This window comes from Mesorhizobium sp. M0185, assembly GCF_040322175.1.
GTDB lineage: Bacteria > Pseudomonadota > Alphaproteobacteria > Rhizobiales > Rhizobiaceae > Mesorhizobium.
Window position 1 is genome coordinate 1 of record NZ_JAMYSY010000063.1, and the last position, 13,674, is coordinate 13,674.

The 13,674-nt window shown below is 60.5% G+C and carries 11 protein-coding genes and 2 pseudogenes; 7 read left to right on the forward strand and 6 right to left on the reverse strand.

The window, feature by feature from the left end; genetic code table 11:
- The 6 genes and pseudogenes from tnpC to NKJ20_RS30270 form a co-directional block, all read left to right on the forward strand.
- A pseudogene (gene tnpC / locus NKJ20_RS30245) lies at window positions 1-680 on the forward strand (IS66 family transposase); the annotation flags it as partial.
- Between the two features lie 57 nt (window positions 681-737).
- Window positions 738-1,210 (forward strand): annotated as a pseudogene (locus NKJ20_RS30250) (phosphomannomutase/phosphoglucomutase); the annotation flags it as partial.
- A gap of 12 nt (window positions 1,211-1,222) precedes the next feature.
- Window positions 1,223-3,514 carry an AGE family epimerase/isomerase gene (locus NKJ20_RS30255; protein ID WP_352749059.1) on the forward strand — a complete coding sequence of 764 codons (2,292 nt, stop codon included), beginning with the start codon at window positions 1,223-1,225 and terminating at the stop codon, window positions 3,512-3,514.
- A gap of 81 nt (window positions 3,515-3,595) precedes the next feature.
- A complete protein-coding gene (locus tag NKJ20_RS30260; protein ID WP_352749062.1) occupies window positions 3,596-4,105 on the forward strand; it encodes a GYD domain-containing protein in 510 nt (169 codons plus the stop codon).
- A 352-nt stretch (window positions 4,106-4,457) separates the two neighbouring features.
- Entirely contained in the window at window positions 4,458-5,288 is an 831-nt protein-coding gene (locus NKJ20_RS30265; RefSeq protein WP_352749063.1) for a PA3715 family protein, read from the forward strand.
- A gap of 241 nt (window positions 5,289-5,529) precedes the next feature.
- Complete coding sequence (locus tag NKJ20_RS30270) at window positions 5,530-5,961, forward strand: class I SAM-dependent methyltransferase (RefSeq protein ID WP_352749066.1); 432 nt, start codon at window positions 5,530-5,532, stop codon at window positions 5,959-5,961.
- 267 nt (window positions 5,962-6,228) lie between these two features.
- Here NKJ20_RS30270 and NKJ20_RS30275 read toward each other — a convergent pair whose 3' ends face one another.
- Window positions 6,229-6,462: a DUF6429 family protein gene (locus tag NKJ20_RS30275; protein ID WP_352749068.1), complete on the reverse strand. Its 234-nt coding sequence runs from the start codon at window positions 6,460-6,462 to the stop codon at window positions 6,229-6,231.
- Between the two features lie 669 nt (window positions 6,463-7,131).
- Between NKJ20_RS30275 and NKJ20_RS30280 the strand changes: the two genes are divergently transcribed.
- Window positions 7,132-8,718 (forward strand): adenylate/guanylate cyclase domain-containing protein, encoded by a 1,587-nt coding sequence (locus NKJ20_RS30280; protein WP_352749070.1) that lies wholly within the window; start codon window positions 7,132-7,134, stop codon window positions 8,716-8,718.
- 140 nt (window positions 8,719-8,858) lie between these two features.
- On the opposite strand, the gene NKJ20_RS30285 is transcribed toward NKJ20_RS30280, so the two are convergent.
- The 5 genes from NKJ20_RS30285 to cysD form a co-directional block, all read right to left on the reverse strand.
- A complete protein-coding gene (locus NKJ20_RS30285) occupies window positions 8,859-9,254 on the reverse strand; it encodes a type II toxin-antitoxin system VapC family toxin (protein ID WP_352749072.1) in 396 nt (131 codons plus the stop codon).
- Window positions 9,254-9,499, reverse strand: coding sequence for a type II toxin-antitoxin system VapB family antitoxin (locus tag NKJ20_RS30290; RefSeq protein WP_352749074.1), 246 nt, complete (start codon window positions 9,497-9,499; stop codon window positions 9,254-9,256). The genes NKJ20_RS30285 and NKJ20_RS30290 overlap by 1 nt, the downstream gene beginning before the upstream one ends.
- Before the next feature lie 231 nt (window positions 9,500-9,730).
- Window positions 9,731-10,516 (reverse strand): 3'(2'),5'-bisphosphate nucleotidase CysQ, encoded by a 786-nt coding sequence (gene cysQ, locus NKJ20_RS30295; RefSeq protein WP_352749114.1) that lies wholly within the window; start codon window positions 10,514-10,516, stop codon window positions 9,731-9,733.
- A gap of 10 nt (window positions 10,517-10,526) precedes the next feature.
- Window positions 10,527-12,464 (reverse strand): sulfate adenylyltransferase subunit CysN, encoded by a 1,938-nt coding sequence (gene cysN / locus NKJ20_RS30300; RefSeq protein ID WP_352749077.1) that lies wholly within the window; start codon window positions 12,462-12,464, stop codon window positions 10,527-10,529.
- Window positions 12,465-12,466: 2 nt separating this feature from the next.
- Complete coding sequence (gene cysD, locus NKJ20_RS30305) at window positions 12,467-13,372, reverse strand: sulfate adenylyltransferase subunit CysD (protein WP_352749080.1); 906 nt, start codon at window positions 13,370-13,372, stop codon at window positions 12,467-12,469.
- Window positions 13,373-13,674 lie beyond the last annotated feature (302 nt).

Genomic DNA, 13,674 nt, shown 5'->3' on the forward strand with positions numbered 1-13,674 from the left:
TGGGCGATTACCGCGGCATCGTGATGAGTGACGGTTATTCCGCCTGGCGCACGCTGGAAGGGGCAACGCATCTTGGCTGCATGGCCCATTCCAGGCGGCGCTTCGTCGATGCCCTAAAGGCGAGGAAGAAAGGCGGCGGCCCGCCGGAACAGGCGCTCCGGTTCTTTGAACAGCTCTATCGGGTTGAAAGGCAGGCGCGGAACGAAATCCCCGATGACGGCGAAACGCGAGATGACTGCATTCGCCGCTTCCGCCAGCAACATAGTGTCCCGATCCTCCATGCTCTCAAGGCATGGCTCGACGACATCGCCCCCAAAAGTCTTGCCGGACAGCAAGCTCGGCGACGCCGTCTCCTACACCCTGAACCAATGGGGATATCTGACTCGTTACACCGAGGACGGCAGCATGCCGATCGACAACAATCTTCTCGAGCGTGACATCAGAATCTTTGCCACTGGAGAATCTTTGCCACTGGCCGGAAAAGTTGGCTGTTCAGCGATACCGTCGACGGAGCCAGGGCCAGCGCCGTCATCTACAGCCTGATGTTGACCTGCCGCGCCTGTGGCGTCGAGCCGTTAGCGTGGCTGCGCCACGTCCTCACCGAATTGCCTCAACGCAACGAGGACGCTGATATCTACGATCTGCTGCCCTTCAACTTCGCCAAAGCAACAGCAGTCTGATCAGACCAGATACCGTTCCCAATTCGAAGGCCATCTGTCGAAAGCGCCCGCGTCAACGTGCAGGGAAAATCGCGCTTACGGCATTTCTTCTTCAACCCGCCGATCGAGCGCGGCTACGACGACGGGCTCGTCACGGCGATAGCCGTTTGCGAGATGCTCGACCGCAGCTTGGGCAAGACACTCGCGGACCTTTACCGAGATCTGCCGCTGACCTTCAGCCACCCCGATAATGTCGCCCCACTGCCCAGAGGAGGTAAAATACGGCGTGGTCGCGATAGTTGCCGAGGAATTCACGCAGGGCGGGATCGAGTTGGTCGGCCAGGCGCTGGCCAATCTCGTCACCGTGAATGGGGGCGTGTCGTTGCCCAGACGGCACCTGCGCTCTGGTCAGGGCCTTGTTGAACAAGCCGGAAATTGTTGTCGACGTGGAAAGCCCTGTCTCGCCGGAACGCCGTCGCGAGATGTTGGAGGCGGTCGATGCCGTGCTGCGCCGCAATCCAGAGGTCGGAGCCTACAACCAGACATTTTGAGAGGACTGGGCCATGCCGGAGCGGATCGTAAGTTTTATCATGAGCGGGGGCGTCGGGTCACGGCTGTGGCCGCTCTCGCGCGAAGACAATCCCAAGCAATTCCACGACCTTTCGGGCGACGGCTCGATGCTTGCGAAGACTGTCCGACGCCTCAAGGCGCGGTCGGACGGCGAGACGCCGATCTATCTGATAGCCTCCGAACGGCATGCCGACCGCGTTATCTCGGACATCGGTCCGCTCGGCCTGAACGGCGGCAGCCCGATTTTCGAACCCGTCGGCCGCAATACCGCCGCTGCGGTGGCCATAGCCACCTTGCACACGATCTCCGAATATGGCGGGGACGCGCTTGTGCTCGTGGTCCCCTCCGACCATCAGATATCGACTGAAACGCAATTCTGGGAAACCGTCGAGGTGGGCATGCCTGCCGCCGATTCAGGCAGCATTGTCGTGTTCGGCATCAAGCCGACGCATCCCGAAACCGGGTACGGTTACATCGAGGCTGCGGCAACTGGTGACGGAGTGGCCACCGTTTCACACTTTGTCAAGCCCAATGCCGAGACGGCCCGCAAATATGTGGCTTCGGGAAGATTCTACTGGAACGCCGGCATCTTCCTGTTTCGTGCCGACACGATGCGGAAGGCATTTCTCGAGTTCCGGCCAGACATCTGGGACACCGCGGAACGGGCCTATAAAACTGCACGGACCGACGTCTCGGGCATCTACCTGCCCCAGGGCTTCTATTCGGCTGTCCCGCCGACGTCGATCGACTACGCAGTCATGGAGCATGCACGCGGTATTGCGATGGTTACGGCTTCCTTCTGCTGGAACGACCTTGGATCGTGGCAATCGCTGCTCGAAGCCAGCCCGACGGACCGCGACGGCAATGTCGTAATGGGCGACGTTGTCGCCATGGATTGCGGCAACTCCTATCTCAGAAGCCAAGGCAGACTGCTGACAGTCATCGGAATGAAAAATGTGGCGGTGGTGACGACACCGGACGCGGTATTCGTCGCTCCTGTCAGCCACAGCCAGAACGTGAAGAAAGTCGTCGAACAACTCGAGAAGAGCGGACGACTCGAGACGAAGTTCACGGCGTCGGAAGACCGGGTCATCATCAGCGGGTCATGGTGCAAGCGGGTCGAACACTGGCTCTTCAACGAAACCCTGCCGCTGTGGTCCACTGCAGGTGTCGACGATAAGTATGGCGGCTTCCACGAGGCGCTCGGTTTCGATGCAAGACCGTTGGGCAAACCCAAGCGTATGCGCACGATGGCTCGCCAGATTTACGCGTTCGCGGTGGCCAAAGAACGCGGCTGGGTTGGACCGGCCGACAAGCTCATCGACCACGGCATCGAGTTCATCGCCAAACACGGCCGCACCGAACGCGGTGGCTGGGTGCGCACCCTTAATTCCGATGGCAGCGTGGCTGACCCGACGGAGGACGCCTACGACCATTCCTGCGTGCTCCTGGCGCTTGCCCATGCTCACCGATGCGGCCATCAGGATGCCCTGCAGCTGGCCCAACAGACGTTCCATATCATAGACACCCATCTCGAGGACGTCAGCCTGAACGGCTTCCTCGAGACCCCCGGCTGGAAGGGGGTACGGTTCTCGAACCCGCACATGCACATGCTGGAATCTTTCCTTGCCTGGCATCGCGTCACCGGCGAGCGTGCATATCTCCGTCGGGCGGCACGCGTCGTCGATCTCTTCCGGTGCCATTTCTTCGATCAGGAGAGCTGGACGCTTGGGGAACATTTCGATGTCCATTGGCTACCGTTGCCGGGAGAGGAGGGACAGTGGACCGAACCAGGGCACCATTTCGAATGGGCCTCGCTCCTCATCGATTTCGCGCGGGCAAGCGGGCAGAAAGACTTGGCAGCCTATGCAAGGAAGCTCTATTCGTCGGCGATCGCCAGCGGATTGAACCGGGCCACGGGCCTGGCTTATGCAGCCGTGTCGCGGCAGGGAATTCCCTTCGATCGGCTCTCCCGCAGCTGGCCGCAATGCGAATCCGTCAAGGCGGCCGTCGCCCTGGACGGCATCGGCGGGCCTGATCTGAAACCCGAGATCGAAGCTCGTGTCGCGCGCCTCTTCAAATGGCATATCGATCCCGCACCGCTTGGCTTGTGGATCGACAGGATTGACGAGCGCGGAAGGTCACTGGCAACGGAGGTCCCCGCGAGCATTTTCTACCACCTCGTGACGGCCTTGATGCAGTATTTGGACAAGACCGCAGGGCAGGTCGAACCTTTCCCGCTGTCTGCTTTGGATACGAGCAAGAGCGTTGCGATGCAGGGTTAGGGCTGACCCAACCGTCCGCCATAGCTCCGTGTTGATTCACGATCAATAACGAGACTAAGTACAAGATCGGGAGGAATACCCATGAAAGTGACAATCCTGGGAAACTATCCGCGCCATGCCTACAAGGGACTGATACAAGGCTCAGACCGAGAAGCTGCAATCAAGGCGGTTTTGGGAAGCCTTGGTGGCAAGGTGTCCGGTATGATGTTTACTCGCGGCGCCTATGATGCCTATGATATTGTCATCAATGCTGAGGTTCCGGACCAGGCCGATGGGGTGGACCTAGCACTGGCGGTCCGGGCAAGCGGCTGGATAAACGACCTCGTTGTCCTCGAAGAACTCGACACGAATGCGACGCTCGCAGCTGCCAAAAAGGCTGGCGGCGTTACAAGCTCGCCGGCTGATTGGACTGGCTGTGCATTGAAGACAGCACGGTTCCGACTGAACGCGCCGTGCTGCCAAGTCTCAAGGAAAGACAAGCTGGGGTTTCGGAAAGCCGAAGCAAGCGCGGCATTGGTTTTGCTTCGATACCGCGCCGACAGCGAACGCGCCCGGCTCAGGGGGTCAGAAACGGAGGTCATGCCGAGTTAATCTTGGAGTGTACACCCTAGAAGGTGCGCTTGACGGATCGGCGAGATCCGGTTTTGTAGAGGTTTCTTGTCGGAGCGCTTCTTTATCTAATCGGAGCGCGACAAGGCAATCGAGATCACATTGTCAGTATCTGTGTCTCAGGTAGCTCGAACAGCATTGCCAAAATTGGCTGCTCGGGCGGCGTTCTCATGATCACCGTCCCTAAGCGAACTCGGACTTTACGGCTTTCCAGGATACCTATGGTCCTGACGCAGCGGGTGGAGCTAGCCGTCACTTCCCTACACCTGTGCGTCGCCGCCCATCTCGCGTAGAAGGGCCCTGGCCGAACCCGGCCCTGCGACGCGAGAACTCCATGCGAATAGTGTTGCCTGTCCTGTTGCTCGGCGCCGCCCTCGCCAGCCTGTCGCCCGCCCGGGCAGCGGCCGGCGATTGCGGCGATGCCGCCGCCCTGGTGCAGCAGGCCTATCCCAAGGCCCGAAAGAGCGCCGACGGCGCCTCGTTCACGCTTGAACCCCATACGAGCATCGCCTCAACGCTCCCGGAGAGCGATGCGCCATTCGGCCTGATCTGCAAGATCTGGCCCGCCCATGGCGACCTGCTGTTGGTTGCTGTGCCGCTGATCGACAGCGCCAACAGCGACCACCTGCATGTCGGCGATATCGAGGTACTGGTCGTCGATAGAAAGAGCCTGCGGGTGCGCCAGCGCCTGCTCCAGCCTGGACTGATGACCGATGATGCCATCGCGATCCGTAAGGTGGAATTCGACACCGGCCGCTATGCACTGGCCCCTGAGGTCCCCGCCTTCGGCCTGCGCATCGAAATGGCAAACCATTCGCAGGCTACTCCCTTCACTGAAACCGACCTGCGGCTCTATGCCGTCGCCAGCGATGCGCTGCGCTTGGTGCTCGACGGCCTCGTGGTGGCCGGCCATGGCGGCGAAGGTGATGCCAGTTGCGCTGGATCGTTTCATTCCAGCCAGGTCAGCCTGGCGATGAGCCCGGCGCGCCATCATGGCTATCATGACATCATTGCGGTCGAGCGGTCGAATACCGACAATCCCTCCGCCGACAAGGATGGCGAATGCCAGTCCCATCCCGGCAAGGCTGTGAAGCGGACCTACCGGCTGCATTATGACGGCAGCCGCTATCCGGTTCCCGCGGCACTCAAGGTGATGGGGTTGTAACGCCGCCGCACACATCCCTGCCTTGGTTCGTCGATGTGATCAATTCCAGTTGAATGGGTATCGACCATTAATTCTCTCGTGGTAGGAGGCGCTCAAGGGGGCTCTTCCCAAAGGAGCTGATGATTTGTGGTGGTCAAGATTCAAAAGGGGTTTTGCAGGAACGTGGGACGACAGACTTGACGGGCTATTCTCCGCAAAGGTCGACTACGCCGGAAAATCCATTCTCGATGTTGGCTGCAATATGGGTGTTGTCGCCTATGAGATATCCAAGCTGAAACCCAGCTCGATCCACGGGATCGACATTGCCAAGCCGCATATCGAGACTGCAAAGATGTTGTTGAGTGGCTCCCCGGTGCATGCCCGGTTCGATCGCCTGAATCTCGGCAGCCGGCGCCTCGGCAATATCCTTCTGCCGAAATACGATATCGTCCTGCTGCTGGCTGTCTACCAGCACATGCAGCGCAACATCGGCCCAGGCAAGGCGCGAAGGGTGCTTTCCAATATTGTGAGGCGCACCTCGAACGTTGTTGCCCGCGTTCCGCCGGGGACGGATGGCGAATTCATCGAAACGCTGTCCGACGAGGGGTTCCAGGTCAAGAGCACTCACACATCGCCTCTTGGTAGTCATGTGCTCGTGCTTGAGAAACCTGCCTTCGGAAATCCGCAGTCATGATGACACATTGCTTGTGGTAATCTGCCTCTTCAACATCCCATGTGCCAGCAGCGGGCGCAGACCCGCTGCCTGCCTGCAACTCGGCTCGTAGCGCCGATTCGCCGGCAGAAAGCATTTTGCGGATGGACTTCGCGCCAATGCCGTTGACATTGAGGGCCGCGGCTGCGGTGTTCTCTGCCACTGCCTTAACAGACTGGATGCGCCCGTTGGCGTAGACGAATTTGGCCGCCGCGGCGAGAGCTAGGGCGCCCGCCTAGTGCGGATGGCTCACGGGGCCGGAAGGGTGAACAGGGTTCGGAATAGCTCCTCCGCACGCCGCAGTCCTTCATCTGTCAGAACCACGGACTTCGCCTTGTTTGCCGGATTCGCGATCAACCCCTTCTCGTGCAAGCGATCCAGAGCATTCCAATCCAACCCCTTCCAGGCGCGCCTCTCTTCATGCAGCGTCAGCCAAAGCAGGCCCAGAACGGCTTCGTCGATCTTGTCGGTGTCGATCTCCATGCAAGCAGTCTAACACGCGAAAGGGCCTCTGCCACGATCCACACCCGGATGGTTACTCCCTGCCACGAGCGTTCGCCTGAAAACAGGTGCCTCACTCAGGCGTAGCATCCGCGACGGCGTCATTGGGGGGGCGAGCCGGGACGGGATTGGAGTTCATCATGATGCCTAAGCGGCCGTGGCAGCGTTGCCGCTGGCAATGAAACGCAAATTGGCGAAATCCTCGTCGTCGCTCTGGTTGCGCTTGCCGCAGGCGAGCGGCTCACCATTCAGGTGCGCGTCATGCTGCCGGCAGCGCGCGTCACCCCGCCGCGGTGAACCATTCCATAGTGCGACCGACGCGCGGATACGTTTCGCGGGACACTTTCTTCTCCGACGCGCTCTCCGACCGCAGAAGTCCCAACCTTGCCAGAGGTGAATTTTTGGGCCCTGAGCGGTTATCGCGGAGCGCATTCCGGGCCACAACCGACTTTGCGACATCCCTTCACTGACTCACTGCCCGTCTAGCGCCAGAATGCGAAATCCGCTGTGAGGGTCGGGGCTTCGCAACAACCGCTCATGGTCGTTCTGACATTGCAGGGCTGACGTGTTTTCATCGAGCCAAGACTGACTCTGGTACCGTGCCGGGAATGAGCTATAGTTCACATACTGTGACGGCCGGGCGTTTGCACAATGGCTGGACTGGGTGAACAGATTGCGCGTCAGCAGCGCACCATGGGACCGCTCCTTGTGGCGGCAGTGGTCATCGGCCTTATCGGTCTGCCCGTCGCAGCCTGGCTCGACCTCCGAGACCTGTCGGAACGGATGCTGCGCAGGCAAGCCAGCGAAATCAGCCGCATCATCGACGAAATGCGCGGATTTTACGGCAGCGACGTCGTGGGACGCGTGCTGCAAGCTAACGGCGCCGTGACTGCGACGCACAACTACCGGGACGTGCCAGGCGCGATCCCTATTCCAGCAACCCTCTCGATCGAACTGGGCAAGCGCATCAGCGCTCATGACGGCTCGGTCAAATATCGCTTCGTCTCGGATCTGCCTTTCAAAGGCCGCGCCCCCCACCAGCTCGATGCGTTCGAGCGGAATGCAATCCTGGCTTTGCGCGCCAACCCGAAGGAGCCGATCATCGAGGTCTCGGGTTCACTGTTTGACCGGCAGGTCCGCGCCGCGGCCCCTGTCATAATGGGACAAGTCTGCGTCACCTGCCATAACTCACACCCGGACAGCCCCAAGACGGACTGGAAGGTAGGGGATGTCCGAGGGATCCAGGAGATATCAGTCAATCAGCCTATTGCTGCGAACGTGCTGACCTTCAAGTATCTGCTCCTATATTTCGGTTTCGCGGCGGCGGCGGGCCTGACGTTCATTCTCCTGCAGCGTCGGCAGTCCGCGTTGATTCAGGGCATCAACAAGGAGCTTTCGGAGGCAAACGACTTCCTGGCCGCGATTTCATTGAAGATCGCCAAATACCTTTCGCCTCAAATCTACAAAAGCATCTTTAGCGGCCAGAAGGACGTCACCATCGCGACCGAGCGCAAGAAGCTCACGATCTTTTTCTCCGACGTCAAGGATTTCACCGCGATCGTGGAACGGCTCCAGCCCGAGGACCTGACGCTTCTCCTCAACGAGTACTTCACCGAGATGTCGACGATCGCGCTCAAACACGGCGGCACCGTCGACAAGTTCATCGGCGACGCGCTTCTTGTGTTCTTCGGAGACCCCGAAACGCAAGGCGTCGAGGAAGACGCGAGAGCCTGCTTGCGCATGGCTGTCGACATGCAGCGTCGACTGGAGCAGTTGAACAGGGTGTGGCATGACCGCGGAGTTGAACGGCCCTTCCGAGCTCGCATGGGCATCAACACGGGCTATTGCAATGTTGGGAACTTCGGTTCCGATGATCGGATGGACTACACGATCATTGGAGCCGAAGCGAACTTGGCGGCCCGTCTGCAGTCGATTGCCGAGCCCGGCGGCATCTGCCTCAGCTATGAGACTTACGCGCTCGTGCGCGACCTTGTCCGGGCGCGTCCGTTAGCACCCATTGCCATGAAGGGGATCAGCCGGGAGGTTGTCCCCTACGAAGTCGAGGGCCTCCTGGGTGAACTCGCCCAGCGCCCTCAGGTCATCAGCGAGCATGCGACTGGTCTCGACTTGTTCCTCGATGTTGAGGCAATCGACGAGAACGGGGTCGAGCGGGCGAAGAAGCGACTTTCGGAGGCGCTCCTGGCTTTAACCATCCGAAGCAAGCCCGCCGCACTTTAGGTTCTTGAATGTGATGCAATCTGGACCGTGGAACGGGCAACCTATTTTTGTTCCGTGACAGTCGGCTAAACCGTCACACTATGGGGAGCGCGACAAGCTGGTAAGCGACGCTTGCGCTCTGCGTTGCGAGACTGTGGCACTCACGCAGCGTCGATGTCGGTCTGCGGAAAGTCGGCGCCTTTGAACATTAAAGGCAGGTCAAAATGCCGGGCACAAGCATAGGCGAAGCAGTCACCAAAATTCAGCCGCGCCGGGTGCCGGCCCTTGCCGAAGCGATCGAAAGCGTCAAGCGCGAGTCGAGCCGTGTTCGGCGGCACCGCGACCATGTCAATCTCCATCAACGAGAGATAGCTTTCCACGGCCTCGGCCGCCTCGCTGATTGCCAAGTCCAAGACTCTCGCGACCGCGATTGCAGCCTCCCATACCGCGAGTGGCGAGGTCAGCCGCTTTCCGGTCTGCTGCATGCGTGCAAGGAGTTCGCGCGCATCATCCTCGTTGGTCATCAGCGCCGTCAGGGCCGAGGCGTCGATGAACATCAGTGATTCTCGTACAGGCTGTCGCGAAACGCCTTGTCGGCGGGCCTGCCGTGATCAGGCTTGCCCCGGGCTCGCAGATCACGGCAGAACCTGACGCCGATCTCCACCAGGGACGGTCTATCCTGTTCGCGCTCAAGCTCATGCTTGAGCGCGGCATGGACGGCCTCTGTCAGACCAGTCCTCTTAAGCGCGGCGACCCGGCGGGCCAGCGCGTCAGTCTCGGGATTCTTGATGTGGAACGCCATCACTCGCTCGTATAGCCGTTCAAGTGTATCGGTATATAGCAATTTGGATACACCGTGTGAAGGCCCCGCAGCATCGACCCGGACACGAAGCGAATCGCCACGCCGACCCGACTGTAGGTAGGATAGGGATCGTACCGCTGTGTTTACAGGCGAGCAGTATCTGAGGTCGCTTGCATAAGTCACTTGCAACACCCGCACTTTCGTACGGGTCTGGAACTGCGCAATCACCGTCTAGCCAATGCCAGCAGCCTTGCCGCTTGCGATAAAATGCGGGTTGGCGAAATCCTCGTCATCACTCTGGTTGCGCTTGCCGTAGGCGAGCGGCTCACCATCCAGCGTGCGCGTCATGCCGCCGGCAGCGCGTAGCACCGCGTCACCCGCGGCCGTATCCCACTCCATGGTGCGGCCGAAGCGCGGATAGACGTCCGCCTCGGCGCCGGCGACAAGGCAGAATTTCAGCGATGAGCCGACCGAGACGATCTCGGCGGCGCCAAGCGCGCGGATATAGGCGTCGGTTTCCGGTGTGTTGTGGGAGCGGCTGGCAACGACGGTCAGCGGCACCATACCGGCCCTTGCCGAAATCGGCTGGCGATCGACGATCTCGTAGTCATTGATCTCGATCGTTTCCGCTTTGCCAGGCCGGCCGGAAAAGAAGCGGCCGGTGCAAGGCGCGAAGACGACGCCGATCTCCGGCACGCCATGGCGAACCAGCGCGATGTTGACAGTGAAATCGGTCCGCCGGTTGACGAACTCCTTGGTGCCGTCGAGAGGATCGATCAGGAAGAAGGCGTCGCCGAGATCCGGTGCCATGATGCCGGCAGAGGCTTCTTCCTCGGCCACGCATGGAATCTCTGGAAATGCGGCGCGCAGCCCGGCAAGGATGATCTTTTCGCTCTCGCGGTCAGCCTCCGTCACCGGCGAACTGTCCAACTTGCTGTCGACCGCACAGCCGGCACGAAAGACGCGCATCACCTCGCGACCCGCCGCCAAGGCAAGGCGCTCGAAGACGGCTAGCATCGCTTCGTCGTCAGATACCGCCGCCGCTGTCATATTGGTCTTCGGCAATGTCCCGCTCGCTCAGCCAGTGTTCCAGGGCGTCCACCATCTCCTCGGCCGATCTGCCGAGGGTCTTGAGATGGATTTCAGGTTTTTGCGGCGCCTCATAGGGCGAATCAACGCCGGTGAAATTCTTGATCTCGCCGTTCAACGCCCGCGCATAGAGACCCTTCGGATCGCGCCTGGCACATTCCTCGAAGGGGGTATCGACAAACACCTCGACGAATTCGCCGTCGGCCATCAATTCGCGCGCCATGCGCCGCTCGGCGCTGAACGGCGAGATGAATGACACGATGACGATTAGCCCGGCGTCGGCCATCAGGCGTGCCACTTCGGCGACGCGGCGAATGTTTTCGACACGATCGGCGTCGGTGAAACCGAGATCGCGGTTGAGGCCGTGACGGACGTTGTCGCCATCCAGAATGTAGGTATGGCGCCCGGTGGCGAACAGCTTCTTTTCGAACAGATTGGCGATGGTCGACTTGCCCGAGCCCGAAAGCCCGGTGAACCAGAACACGGCCGGCCGCTGGTTCTTCATATCGGCGCGGGCGCGCTTGCCGACATCGAGCGACTGCCAGTGGATGTTTTCGGCGCGGCGCAGCGAATGCAGGATCATGCCGGCGCCGACCGTGGCATTGGTGATGCGGTCGATCAGGATGAAGGCGCCGGTGGTGCGGTTTTCGGCAAACGGATCGAAGGCGATCGGCGACCGCGTCGAGATGTTGCAGATGCCGACTTCGTTCATTTCAAGCGACTTGGCCGCCTCATGGGCAAAGTCGTTGACGTTGACCCGGTATTTCAGGTCGGTGACAGTGGCGCTAGTCTGGTCGGTCTCGGTGCGCAGGATGTAGGAGCGGCCAGGCAGCAGCGCATGTTCGTCGAACCAGACGATGTTGGCGGCGAACTGGTCGGCGACCTGTGGCCGCGCCGCCGGCGATACCAGCATATTGCCGCGCGAGACTTCCACCTCGTCGTCGAGGACAAGGGTGATGGCCTGGCCGGCAATAGCCTGCTGAAGATCGCCGCCATGCGAGACGATACGCCTGACACGGGAGGATTTGCCCGATTTGGCGACGACCACCTCGTCGCCCGGCGCAACCGACCCGGAGGCTATGGTGCCGGCGAAACCGCGAAAATCGAGATTGGGACGGTTCACATATTGGACCGGGAACCGGAACGGCAATTCGACCGCGGCCTGGTCGACCGACACGGTTTCGAGATGTTCGATCAGCGTCGGGCCGGAATACCAGTCAGTCCTCTCGGAACGACCAGTAACGTTGTCGCCATAGCGAGCCGACATCGGTATGGGCATGATCGTTTGGAAGCCGAGCTCGCGCGAGAAGTGCCCGTAATCCGCGACGATCCGTGTAAAAACCGCCTCGTCGAAACCGACAAGATCGATCTTGTTGACGGCGAGCACGATGTGGCGAATGCCCAGAAGCGAGGCAATGATCGAATGCCGCCTTGTCTGGCGCAGCACGCCCTGGCGCGCATCGATAAGCACGATGGCGAGATCGGCGGTCGATGCCCCCGTCGCCATGTTGCGGGTGTATTGTTCGTGGCCGGGCGTGTCGGCGACGATGAACTTGCGCTTCGGCGTGGCGAAGAAGCGATAGGCGACGTCGATAGTAATGCCCTGCTCGCGCTCGGCCTCGAGACCGTCGACCAGCAGCGCGAAGTCGACGTCGTCGCCGGTGGTGCCGTGCTTGCGCGAGTCGCGCTCGAGCGCCGCCAGCTGGTCCTCGAAAATCTGCTTGGTATCGGAAAGCAGACGCCCGATCAGCGTCGACTTGCCGTCGTCGACCGAACCGCAGGTCAGGAAGCGCAGCAGCGACTTTCGTTCCTGCGCCGCCAGATAGTCGCGGACGCCGTCGGTCGGGGCGAGGCTCTTGGCCATGATGTGGCGCATTTTCAGAAGTACCCCTCGCGCTTCTTCTTTTCCATTGAGCCGGCCTCGTCGCGGTCGATCAGGCGACCTTGCCGCTCGGAAGTGCGCGCCGTGAGCATTTCGCCGACTATCGCCTCCAGAGTGTCGGCTTCGGAGTCGATCGCGCCGGTCAGTGGATAGCAGCCGAGCGTGCGGAACCGCACCATCCGGTTCTGCACCCTCTCACCAGGCCGCAATTGCATGCGTTCGTCATCCCTCAGGATGAGCATGCCGTCGCGCTCGACGACCGGTCTTTGCTTGGCCAAGTAGAGCGGCACGATCGGGATGTCTTCCTGGAGAATGTATTGCCAGATGTCGAGCTCGGTCCAGTTCGACAGCGGAAACACCCGGATCGATTCACCGGCTGCGATGCGGGTGTTGAAAATCTTCCACATCTCCGGCCGCTGGTTCTTCGGATCCCAGACGTGCTGGGCGTTGCGGAAGGAGAAGATCCGCTCCTTGGCGCGCGACTTCTCCTCGTCGCGGCGGGCACCGCCGAAGGCTGCATCGAACCCGTATTTGTCTAGCGCCTGCCGCAGTCCCACCGTCTTCATCACATGCGTGTGGGTGTTGGAGCCATGGTCGAACGGATTGATGTTGTCGCGCACCCCGTCTTCATTGACATGGACCAGGAGGTCGAAACCGAGCTTTTGCTGCATCTGGTCGCGAAAGGCGATCATTTCGCGGAATTTCCAGGTCGTGTCGACATGGAGAAAGGGAAAGGGCGGCTTGGCCGGATAGAATGCCTTCATCGCCAGGTGCATGAGCACGGACGAATCCTTGCCGACCGAATAGAGCATCACCGGCTTGGCGAAAGCCGCGGCCACCTCGCGAAAAACATGGATGGATTCGGCCTCAAGCCGCTGAAGGTGCGTAAGTGCGATGTTCATGGACTGCGAGCGTTCTTTCGTACCGATCCACGGAAGGGCCTGCATCGGAGGCGACCTTCAGCCGCCCGATTCAAACTGCACTTCCGGACAATCTATTCTCGTGCGGGCTTTCTAGCAGATCGTTCCGGTCCAGAACAATGCAAGACAGGCTTGCGGCCGAATGGTTCGGGAATGAATTTTCCGTACGGCCAGCAAAATCGGGAAATTTCTGCTCAGCGACGGATGCCGCTTGAAATGGGCAGGAAAATATTGCCTGGGCTTAGGAAGCTGAGAGCAGGAGCCGGCAGTCAGGGCGCTTGCCT

What these genes read in the sequence shown, in the direction of transcription:
- NKJ20_RS30255 (WP_352749059.1), top strand. Translation starts at nt 1,223, where the DNA reads ATGCCGGAGCGGATCGTAAGTTTTATCATGAGCGGGGGCGTCGGGTCA.
- NKJ20_RS30260 (WP_352749062.1), top strand. Translation starts at nt 3,596, where the DNA reads ATGAAAGTGACAATCCTGGGAAACTATCCGCGCCATGCCTACAAGGGA.
- NKJ20_RS30265 (WP_352749063.1), top strand. Translation starts at nt 4,458, where the DNA reads ATGCGAATAGTGTTGCCTGTCCTGTTGCTCGGCGCCGCCCTCGCCAGC.
- NKJ20_RS30270 (WP_352749066.1), top strand. Translation starts at nt 5,530, where the DNA reads ATGGGTGTTGTCGCCTATGAGATATCCAAGCTGAAACCCAGCTCGATC.
- NKJ20_RS30275 (WP_352749068.1), bottom strand. Translation starts at nt 6,462, where the DNA reads ATGGAGATCGACACCGACAAGATCGACGAAGCCGTTCTGGGCCTGCTT.
- NKJ20_RS30280 (WP_352749070.1), top strand. Translation starts at nt 7,132, where the DNA reads ATGGCTGGACTGGGTGAACAGATTGCGCGTCAGCAGCGCACCATGGGA.
- NKJ20_RS30285 (WP_352749072.1), bottom strand. Translation starts at nt 9,254, where the DNA reads ATGTTCATCGACGCCTCGGCCCTGACGGCGCTGATGACCAACGAGGAT.
- NKJ20_RS30290 (WP_352749074.1), bottom strand. Translation starts at nt 9,499, where the DNA reads ATGGCGTTCCACATCAAGAATCCCGAGACTGACGCGCTGGCCCGCCGG.
- cysQ (WP_352749114.1), bottom strand. Translation starts at nt 10,516, where the DNA reads ATGCTAGCCGTCTTCGAGCGCCTTGCCTTGGCGGCGGGTCGCGAGGTG.
- cysN (WP_352749077.1), bottom strand. Translation starts at nt 12,464, where the DNA reads ATGCGCCACATCATGGCCAAGAGCCTCGCCCCGACCGACGGCGTCCGC.
- cysD (WP_352749080.1), bottom strand. Translation starts at nt 13,372, where the DNA reads ATGAACATCGCACTTACGCACCTTCAGCGGCTTGAGGCCGAATCCATC.